Origin of the sequence: Rhodovulum sp. DZ06 (assembly GCF_050586345.1) — a bacterium.
Classification (GTDB): Bacteria; Pseudomonadota; Alphaproteobacteria; order Rhodobacterales; family Rhodobacteraceae; genus JBOCEF01.
Map to the genome: position 1 here is coordinate 1 of NZ_JBOCEF010000083.1, position 9422 is coordinate 9422.

Annotated in this window: 9 protein-coding genes; 4 read left to right on the top strand and 5 right to left on the bottom strand. The window is 71.9% G+C overall.

What is annotated here, in order from left to right; genetic code table 11:
* Positions 1-131: 131 nt before the first annotated feature.
* Together ACQ5SO_RS20885 and ACQ5SO_RS20890 are read right to left on the bottom strand one after the other, a co-directional pair.
* On the bottom strand, positions 132-803 hold the full coding sequence (locus ACQ5SO_RS20885) for a DUF1294 domain-containing protein (protein ID WP_430943589.1): 672 nt from the start codon (positions 801-803) through the stop codon (positions 132-134).
* Positions 803-1618 (bottom strand): NAD kinase, encoded by an 816-nt coding sequence (locus ACQ5SO_RS20890; protein WP_430943590.1) that lies wholly within the window; start codon positions 1616-1618, stop codon positions 803-805. Before ACQ5SO_RS20890 ends, ACQ5SO_RS20885 begins: the two co-directional genes overlap by 1 nt.
* A gap of 403 nt (positions 1619-2021) precedes the next feature.
* Between ACQ5SO_RS20890 and glyA the strand changes: the two genes are divergently transcribed.
* Positions 2022-3317, top strand: coding sequence for a serine hydroxymethyltransferase (glyA, locus tag ACQ5SO_RS20895; RefSeq protein WP_430943591.1), 1296 nt, complete (start codon positions 2022-2024; stop codon positions 3315-3317).
* 141 nt (positions 3318-3458) lie between these two features.
* Positions 3459-4157, top strand: coding sequence for a potassium channel family protein (locus tag ACQ5SO_RS20900; protein WP_430943592.1), 699 nt, complete (start codon positions 3459-3461; stop codon positions 4155-4157).
* Between the two features lie 499 nt (positions 4158-4656).
* Here the strand turns inward: ACQ5SO_RS20900 and ACQ5SO_RS20905 are convergent, their stop codons facing one another.
* Genes ACQ5SO_RS20905 through ACQ5SO_RS20915 form a run of 3 tightly spaced genes read right to left on the bottom strand, consistent with a single transcriptional unit; the run spans position 4657 to position 6494 of the window.
* Entirely contained in the window at positions 4657-5049 is a 393-nt protein-coding gene (locus ACQ5SO_RS20905; protein WP_430943593.1) for a hypothetical protein, read from the bottom strand.
* Positions 5049-5303, bottom strand: a complete 255-nt coding sequence (locus tag ACQ5SO_RS20910; protein WP_430943594.1) for a hypothetical protein — start codon at positions 5301-5303, stop codon at positions 5049-5051. The genes ACQ5SO_RS20905 and ACQ5SO_RS20910 overlap by 1 nt, the downstream gene beginning before the upstream one ends.
* 60 nt (positions 5304-5363) lie before the next feature.
* Positions 5364-6494, bottom strand: coding sequence for a carboxylate-amine ligase (locus ACQ5SO_RS20915; protein ID WP_430943595.1), 1131 nt, complete (start codon positions 6492-6494; stop codon positions 5364-5366).
* Positions 6495-6682: 188 nt separating this feature from the next.
* Here ACQ5SO_RS20915 and ACQ5SO_RS20920 point away from each other — a divergent pair, with 188 nt between their 5' ends.
* Both ACQ5SO_RS20920 and ACQ5SO_RS20925 read left to right on the top strand, forming a co-directional pair.
* Entirely contained in the window at positions 6683-8980 is a 2298-nt protein-coding gene (locus ACQ5SO_RS20920; protein ID WP_430943596.1) for a molybdopterin-dependent oxidoreductase, read from the top strand.
* Positions 8977-9327: a cupin domain-containing protein gene (locus ACQ5SO_RS20925; RefSeq protein WP_430943597.1), complete on the top strand. Its 351-nt coding sequence runs from the start codon at positions 8977-8979 to the stop codon at positions 9325-9327. Before ACQ5SO_RS20920 ends, ACQ5SO_RS20925 begins: the two co-directional genes overlap by 4 nt.
* Positions 9328-9422 lie beyond the last annotated feature (95 nt).

A 9422-nucleotide genomic window follows, 5' to 3' on the forward strand; every position in this document is an offset into this window, starting at 1 on the left:
CCCCCCCCCCCCCCCCCCCTCCCCCCCCCCCCCCCCCCCCCCCCCCCCCCCCCCCCCCCCCCCCCCCCCCCCCCCCCGCCCCCGGCGGACCATTCCCGGCTGCGGCGTCCCCGGGCCGCGCCCCCTGCCCTTCAGGCGCCGTCGCCGCCCGAGACCAGGCCCAGCAGCCGCATCGCCAGCTTCACCGTATCCATCGCCCCGACCCCCGCGGCGATCAGCAGCGCGGCATGGCCCGCGGCGATGATCGCGGTGACGGTGAAATAGCCGGGTTTCGAGGTCTTGTGCCCGAACCAGCCCTGCGCGAACAGCCCGCCGATCACCCCGAACACCAGGTCGGTGGCGTGCAGCGTCGTCTCGGGCGCGCGCCAGCCGTCCTTGACCGCCTGCGCCTTGTCGGTGCGGTAGAAGATGATCGACATCGCCCCCATCGCGACATAGGGGCCCAGCAGCTCGGGCGGCGCCTCGCCGAAGACCACCGCGCCGACGGCCAGCAGCGCCATCAGCGCGGCGAACGCGATCCGCCCCTCGCGCGGGCGCAGCCGCGGCAGGAAGCGCCGCTCCAGCAAGCCCCCTTCATCGAGCCGCGCCGCCACCGCCGCGGGCCGCCCGTCGCGCCCCGGGCCGACGCGGTATTTCACATGGGAGCCCAGCTGCGGGCGCTCGCCCGTCCGGCCGAAGGCGGCGATGTGGACGAACATGTCGCCCCCCTCGCCCTGGTCCGGGCGCAGGAAGCCGAAGCCGCGCGCATCGTTCCACGACACCACGCGCCCCCGAAGCCAGGGGCCTGTCGCGCGCTCCGCCATCAGGCGAACTGCTCCCGGATCAGGCGTTCCTCGAGCCCGTGGCCCGGATCGAACAGCAACGTGTGCGTCACCTCGCGCTCGATCTCCACGTCGACGCGGCGCACGTCGCGGACCTCCACGTTGTCGGCGGTGGCCGAGACGGGGCGGTGTTCGGGGGCCGAGACCTCCAGCGTCACCTGCGCGTCGCGCGGCAGCAGCGCCCCGCGCCAGCGGCGGGGGCGGAAGGCGCTGATCGGCGTCAGGGCGAGGATGTCGGCCTGGATCGGCAGGATCGGGCCATGGGCGGAATAGTTGTAGGCGGTGGAGCCGGCGGGGGTGGCGACCATGACGCCGTCGCAGACAAGCTCGCTCATCCGCTCCTTGCCGTCGATCAGGATGCGGATGCGCGCGGCCTGGTGGCGCTGGCGGATCAGGCTGACCTCGTTGATCGCGCGGGCGCGGCGGACCTCGCCGTCCATGCGGTAGGCGGTCATGCGCAGGGGGTTGATCCGCGCCGGCTCCGCCTCGGCCAGCCGCTCGCGCAGGCCCTCGAGGCGGTAGTCGTTCATCAGGAACCCCACGGTGCCGCGATGCATCCCGTAGACGGGCACGTCGAGCGCCTCGGAAGCGGCCAGCGTCTCGAGCATCATGCCGTCGCCGCCGATGGCGACGATCACGTCCGCCTCCGCGGCCTTGCAGTCGCCATATATCGCGGTGAACCGGGCCAGCGCCGCGCGCGCCGCGGGGGCATCGCTGGCGCGGAAGCAGATCCGCTCGAACCGCGCCGGTCCCGGCGCGGGCGCAGGGGCGGGCGAGTGATGTTCGGATTCGTCCATCCCGGACGCTCCCCCTGCTCTGCCCGGCGGCGCATCGCGGCGCACGGTCGCCGCCCGCCCCGGGTCTGGCCCGCGTTTATTCCTAAACAGACGCGGGGGACAAGAGTGCAGCGGGAGAAGCGGTCGTATCAAGACGAATCGAATTGTTACGCTACGTCATGGATCGACAATGCCGCCCCCCGCCCCGCTTTGGCCGCGGCGCCCGCCAGCAAGGCCCTTCCGCGGGGCGCCGGAAGGCCCCCGACCGCCGCCCACGGCGCGTGAAATGTCGAAAACGTGCGGGACTCCGCTGCGGCGCCGCGATAGAACCCGCCCATCGCCAGCCCGCTCCGCCCGCCCGGGGGTAGAAATCCCGGGGCGCAGGCGGGGCGCGACGCCACACGTGAACCATCGGAGACAGCCCATGGACGCCAGCACGCGCGACGCCGGGTTCTTCACCCAGTCGGTGCAGGACCGCGACCCCGAACTCTTCGCCTCGATCGCGGATGAGCTGACCCGTCAGCGCGACGAAATCGAGCTGATCGCTTCCGAGAACATCGTCAGCAAGGCGGTGCTCGAGGCGCAGGGGTCGGTCCTGACCAACAAGTATGCCGAAGGCTATCCGGGTCGCCGGTACTACGGCGGCTGCCAGTACGTGGACGTGGCCGAGAACCTCGCCCGCGAGCGCGCCAAGAAGCTGTTCAACTGCCAGTACGCCAACGTGCAGCCGAACTCCGGCTCCCAGGCGAACCAGGCGGTGTTCATGTCGCTGATGAAGCCCGGCGACACCTTCATGGGCATGGACCTCGCCTCGGGCGGGCACCTGACCCACGGCGCCAAGGTCAACCAGTCCGGCAAGTGGTTCAACGTCGTCTCCTATGGCGTGCGCCAGCAGGACAGCCGCATCGACTACGACGCCGCCGCGGATCTTGCGCGCGAGCACAAGCCGAAGGTGATCGTGGCCGGCGGCTCGGCCATCCCGCGCGACATCGACATCGCCAGGTTCCGCGAGATCGCGGACGAGGTGGGCGCCTACCTGCACGTGGACATGGCGCATTTCGCGGGCCTGGTCGCGGGCGGCGTGATCGCCAACCCGCTCGAGCATTGCCACGTCGCGACCACCACCACGCACAAGACCCTGCGCGGTCCGCGCGGCGGCATGATCCTGACCAACGACCCCGAGATCTCCAAGAAGGTCAACTCGGCCATCTTCCCGGGGATCCAGGGCGGGCCGCTGATGCACGTGATCGCCGCCAAGGCCGTGGCCTTCGGCGAGGCGCTGCGCCCCGAGTTCCGCGCCTATGCGCAGCAGGTGGTCAAGAACGCCCAGGCGCTGGCCGACACGCTGATGGCGGGCGGGCTGGACATCGTCACCGGCGGCACCGACACCCACGTGCTGCTGGTCGACCTGCGGCCCAAGAACGTGACCGGCAAGGACACCGAGGCGGCGCTGGGCCGCGCGCACATCACCTGCAACAAGAACGGCATCCCGTTCGACCCAGCCCCGCCGATGGTGACCTCGGGCGTGCGCCTCGGCTCCCCCGCCGGGACCACCCGCGGCTTCGGCGAGGCGGAGTTCAAGGAGATCGGCGAGATGATCTGCAAGGTCGTCGACGGCCTCGCGGCGAACGGCGCCGAGGGCAATGGCGAGGTCGAGGCCCAGGTGAAGGCCCAGGCCGAGGCGCTGTGCAAGCGCTTCCCGATCTACGAAGGGATGTGATCGGCGCGCCTTCGGGCGCCTGGTTTCAAGGAAGGACGGGCGCCGCGGGGGATCGCGGCGCCCGTTTCATTTTGTTTTTCTTGAATGCCCCGCGCGAATTCGCCAGCTTCACGGAAGCTTCACCGGGTGGGGGACGGGGAGATGCCGAAGGATTTCTTCAAGAGGGCGCTGGAGGCGCTGCGGTTCCGCTGGATTCGCCTGCACCGGGCGGCGTCGGACCGGCTGCAATCCTTCGGGCGCTGGCGGCGGCGCTGGACGTTCGAACTTTATTTCTGCGGGGCGCCGGTCGGCTACGGCGCCGTCGTCGCCGCGGCGCTGCGGCTGTTCCCCGACAATTTCTCCGGGACCACGGTGCTGGGGGCGCCCGCGGACGCGTTCCTGGTCTTCGGGGTGATGGTCGCCGCCGCGGTCGCGGGGTGGAGCTATTTCCACAGCGGCGTGCGGGACGGGGTCGCCGTCGCCTCGCTGCTGTCGGTCAGCTTTCTGCTGATCCTGCTCTTCGCCGCGATCTTCGCGCGCGAGGGGGTGATGTGTTCGGCCGCCGCCTGCCCCGGCGCCGAGCGGATGCGCGAGACGGCGCAGTTCGGCGCGCAGGGCGATCCGGGGCGGTTCATCGAGGTCTATGCCAGCGCGGGCACGGCGCTTTATTTCGCCGTGGTGACCTTCACCACGCTGGGCTATGGCGACCTGCAGCCGATGCCGGAGCAGCGGCTGTTCGCGGCGGCGCTGGCGATGGCGGGCTACCTGGTGCTCGGCATGCTCGTGGGGTTGCTGATCGACTGGGGCAACGATTTCCGCACGCGCGAGGCGCATGAGGATCGGCGCGATCCGCCGGGCTGATATGCGGCCCTGGTTCCGGTCCTGTCCCCGGTCTCGGCCCCCGCCCGAAACGAAAACGACGCCCGGATCCTGCTGGATCGGGGCGTCGTTTTCATTGCCGTTCTTCGGTGTCGATCCGTCGCGCCGAGCGTCCTGAGCGGCCCGGCCTGGCGGCGTCAGGTGAAGGCCGCCCAGAGGCCGATCATGATGGGGGCGGATGCCGCCGCCATCAGGGCGGTCGCGACGGGGTGCTCTCTCCAGACCTTGGCCATTTACACCCCCTTGAGCAGATGTCCGCGCCTCCATTCTCGGCGCGAGACCTTGATAACACGTTTCGCAGCGCACCAAGCGATTTTCAGCGTTTCCCGCCCGAAAAGACGCCAAACAGGCGCGTCACACCGCCGAATGTAATGGTTCGCGGGGATTCTGCAAGCGTCGTGCGCCGCGCGGGATCGCGGCGCCTGTCCTGCAGTCCCGCCCCGGGTCCCGGCCCCGACAGCCCCCGGTCGGGGCGGCCGGGTCACCGGCTCGACCAGGGGATGCCCAGCAAGCGGGGGCGCAGGTACAGCTGGTCGAGCGTCTTCCTGATGGCGGCGTCGAGGGCGGAGAGCTCCCCGGCGGTCAGGATGATCTCCCGCGCGCGGCCTGCGCGGTCGATCTGCAGGCGGGCGCCGTCGATACCGTCGGGCGCCATGCGGAACCCCTCGGGCGGCGGCGCCTCCGCGCCCCGGATCGCCTCGGCCAGGCGGAACGCCTCGGGGCGCGACAGCAGGATCTCCTCGGAGCGGCCATCGCGGACGGCGCAAAGGATCACGCCGCCATTGTCGGCCTCCTGCACCACCAGCCCCGGGGCGACGGTGGTCCCGGCCTCGGACCTGCCGGTGAAAAGACGGGCGATCAGACGGCCCAGCATCAGCGGCCCTCCGCGGTCGGGGGGACGCGCCGGTCGGCCTCGTCCGCCAGCTCCTGCAACGCCGCGGCGAGCTCGCGCGCCTCGGTCGGATCGAGCCGGTGGTACTGCACGTTCCCCGGGTGGACATGCTTGACGGTGATGTACCCGTCGCGGCGCAGATAGGCCGCGCAGCGATGCGAGATCCGGCGGACCTGCGCCACCGGGCGCAGCAGGAACATGATGCGGTCGAGGAGGGTCAGGTCGGGGTGGGACATCAGGCGCCCCCTCCCGCAGCGCCGGGCGCCTTGCCTGCGAAACGCGGTTTCCCTGTCATCTCAGCTCTCCCGGAACTCGGCGATCAGCGCGTCGACCACGGCCCGCGCGGCTTCCTCGGGGCCGGCGCCGTCCGCCATCGCCTTGCCATGCACCGCGCGCTGGCGCTCGGCGCTGGTCCCTTCCCCGGCGATGCGGCGGATGTGCAGAAGCTCCTTCACGCAGCCCAGGGCCTCGGCCTCGGGGCGCAGCATGTCGATCAGCTCCTCGCACAGGTCCGGGAAGGGCGAGAGGCGCCCCGCCCCGTGATCCACCAGCTCGCCGCGGGCGCCGTAACGCTGGGCGCGCCAGCGGTTCTCCTCGATCAGGATGCCGGGATAGACCCGCCAGCGCTGGTTGCGCGATTTCAGCCGCCACAGGAAGGCCAGCAGGCACTGGTAGAGCGCGGCGACGGCCCCGGCGTCGCGCACGCGGGAGCACACGTCGGTCACCCGCTGCTCCAGCGTCGGGAACTTGTCCGAGGGGCGGATGTCCCACCAGATGCGGGTCGCGTCCTCGATGCAGCCGGCCTTCACGAGGTGCTCCACCAGCCGCCGGTATTCCGAGAAGCTGTTCATCTGGTCCGGCAGCCCGGTGCGCGGCAGCGCGTCGAAGACGGTGAGGCGGTAGGAGGCGAGGCCCGTGTCCTCCCCCTCCCAGAACGGCGAGGAGGTGGAGAGCGCCAGCAGGTGCGGCAGGAAATAGGCGACCTGGTTCATCAGGTCGATCCTGAGGTCCTCGTCCTCGATCCCGACATGGACATGGCAGCCGCAGATCAGCAGGCGCCGGACGGTGGCCCCGAGATCCTGGGACAGCTCGTCATAGCGTTTCTTGCGGGTATGGGTCTGCGCCCGCCACTTGCCGAACGGGTGGGTGGAGGCGGCGATGGGGGCGTAGCCGAACGCCTCGGCCGCATCCGCCACCTTGGCGCGCAGGGACGTCAGTTCCGCCACCGCGTCGGGGATCGCCTTGTGCACGCCGGTGCCGACCTCGACCTGGCATTGCAGGTATTCGGGGGCGACCTGTTCGCCGACAAGCTCCGAGAGCTTTTCGAGGAAGCCCGGGTCGGGCCGGTCCACGAGGTCCCGCGTCTCGCGGTCCACCACGAGGTATTCTTCCTCGATCCCGACGGTGAGGCCCGGGCGCTGGCTCATCTCGCATCCCCCCATGATCTGCGGCTGAAGGGACGGTAAACGCCCGCCGCGCCCCCGTCCATGGTGGGGGCGGGAAGCGGGGCCGGTCATCGCGCCGCGGCGCGCGCGGGGGGCGAATGATGGTTTCCAGCGGTGATCGGCGCGCCTATCCTCCGGCCCAACCGACGCACAGCCCCGGAGAGTCACCCATGCCCCATGACACGCTTCTCGCCACCCATTGGGGGACCTACCGGGTGCGGGCCGAGAAGGGGCGGCTGACCGAGGTGCTGGACTGGGAGGGCGACCCGGACCCGAGCCCGCTGGGGCGCGGCTGGCTCGAGGCGCAGGATGCGCCGAGCCGCATCCGCCGCCCCGCCATCCGCAAGGGGTTTCTTGCGGGCGACGGCGGCGCCGGGCGCGGGCGGGACGCCTTCGTGGAGGTGTCCTGGGACGAGGCGCTGGACGCCGCGGCGGCGGAGATCGAGCGGGTGCGTGCGGCGCATGGGAACGGGGCGATCTATGGCGGATCGTACGGCTGGGCCTCGGCCGGGCGCTTCCACCATGCGCAGAGCCAGATCCACCGCTTCCTCAATTGCGCCGGGGGCTACGTGGCCTCGGTCGGCAACTACTCCTACGCCGCCGCCGCCGCGATCAGCCGCCATGTCGTGGGCGATTTCAGCCGCACGGTGCTGGACGGGGCGACCGACTGGCACTCGGTGATGGAGAACACGAAGCTGGTCATCGCCTTCGGCGGTCTGCCGCGCAAGAACGCGCAGGTGACCTCGGGCGGGGTCGGGCGGCACTGGCTGCGGCAGGCGCTGCGGGGGGCGACCGCGAATGGCTGCCGCTTCGTGAACGTCTCGCCGCTCGCCTCGGATATCGACGGAGAGGTGGGGGCCGAGCACCTCGCCATGCGGCCCGGCGCCGACACGGCGATGATGCTGGCGATGGCGTACACCCTGCTGGACGAGGGGCTGCATGACGCCAAGTTCCTTTCCACCCACGCGCACGGCTTCCCCCGCTTCGCCGCCTATCTGCGCGGAGAGACGGACGGCATCCCCAAGACCCCCGACTGGGCCGCGCCCCTGTGCGAGATCCCGGCCGAGCGCATCGCCGGGCTGGCGCGGGAGGCGGCGGGGACGCGCAGCCTCATCACCGTCGCCTGGTCGCTGCAGCGCGCGGATAATGGCGAGCAGCCGGTCTGGGCGGCCATCGCGCTCGCGGCCATGCTGGGGCAGATCGGCCTGCCGGGCGGCGGCTTCGGCATCGGCTACGCCTCCGAGAACGGCATCGGCGTGCCGGTGCGGCGCATGTCCTTCCCCGCCGTGCCGCAGGGCGAGAACAAGGTGCAGGCGCGCATCCCCGTCGCCCGCATCGCCGACGCGCTGCTGCATCCCGGCGCGCAGTACCGGTTCGACGGCAAGGTGCACACGTATCCGGACCTGCGCTGCGTGCTCTGGGCCGGGGGCAACCCGTTCCACCACCACCAGGACGTGGGCCGCCTCGCCCGCGCCTTCCGGCGGCCCGAGAGCGTGATCGTCAACGAGATCCACTGGACCCCGATGGCCCGCTTCGCCGACATCGTGCTGCCCTCGCTGGCGCCGATGGAGCGGGAGGACGTGGCGATGACCCATTGGGAGCCGACCATCGTCTGGAACGGCAAGGCGACCGAGCCGGTGGGCGAGGCGCGCAGCGATTACGACATCTATGCGGGCATCGCCGCCCGCCTCGGCTGCGCCGACGCCTTCACCGAGGGGCGCACCGCCGATGAGTGGATCGCCCACCTCTGGGACCAGGCCCGCCAGCGTTTCGGGCGCATGGGGATCGAGGCGCCCTCGCTCGACGCCCTGAAGGCGGCGGGGACCTGGGAGATGCCGGCGACCGAGCGCCCGCAGGTGCTGATGGAGGCGTTCCGGATCAGCCCCGTGCAGGCGCCGCTCGAGACCCGCTCGGGCCGGATCGAGATCTTCTGCGACGCGGTGGCCGAGATGGGGCTGGAGGGGCAGCCGGGCCACCCGGTCTGGATCCCTCCGAAGGAATGGCTCGGCGCCGCGCAGGAGGGCGAGCTGCACCTGATCACCAACCAGCCCGAGACGCGGCTTCATTCCCAACTCGACGCCGGGGGCGTGGCGAAGGCGGGCAAGGTGGCGGGGCGCGAGCCGGTGTGGATCAGCCCCGCCGACGCCGCCGCCCGCGGGATCGCGGATGGCGAGGTGGTGCGGATCTTCAACGCCCGCGGCGCCTGCCTTGCGGGTGCGGTGGTGACCGATGCGGTGCGCCCGGGCGTCCTGCGCCTGCCCACCGGCGCCTGGTACGACCCCGCCGACCCGGATGCGGAGGTCCCGTTCTGCAAGCACGGCTCGGCCAACGTGCTGACCCGCGACGAGGGGACCAGCGGCATCGGCCAGGGCTCGGCCGCCCAATCTGCGCTGGTGCGGGTGGAGACGTGGCAGGGCGAGGCCCCCGCCGTCACCGCCCATGACGGCCCCGAATTCGCGTCCCGATGAGCGACGCTCCAGACGCCCCGCGCGCCTCCTTCGGGTCGTTCTTCGCGGACCTCCCCGGTCCCGGCGGGCCCGAGGCGTTCGACCCCGTCGCCGCCCTGCCCGGCGCGCGGATCGAGCGCATCACCTCGCACGGGCACGAGACCCCGCCGGGCGAGTGGTACGACCAGGCCTGGGACGAGTGGGTGCTGGTGCTGACCGGCGGCGCCATCCTGCAATGCGAAGGCGAGGCCCCCCGCGCCATGTCCCCCGGCGACTGGGCCCACCTGCCTGCGCATGTGCGCCACCGGGTCGAGGCCACCGCGGAAGGCCAGCCCACCGTCTGGCTTGCGGTCCACGCGGGGGAATAGCTTCGCTTCGCGATAGTGTTGGGGGGGGGGGGGGGGGGGGGGGGGGGGGGGGGGGGGGGGGGGGGGGGGGGGGGGGGGGGGGGGGGGGGGGGGGG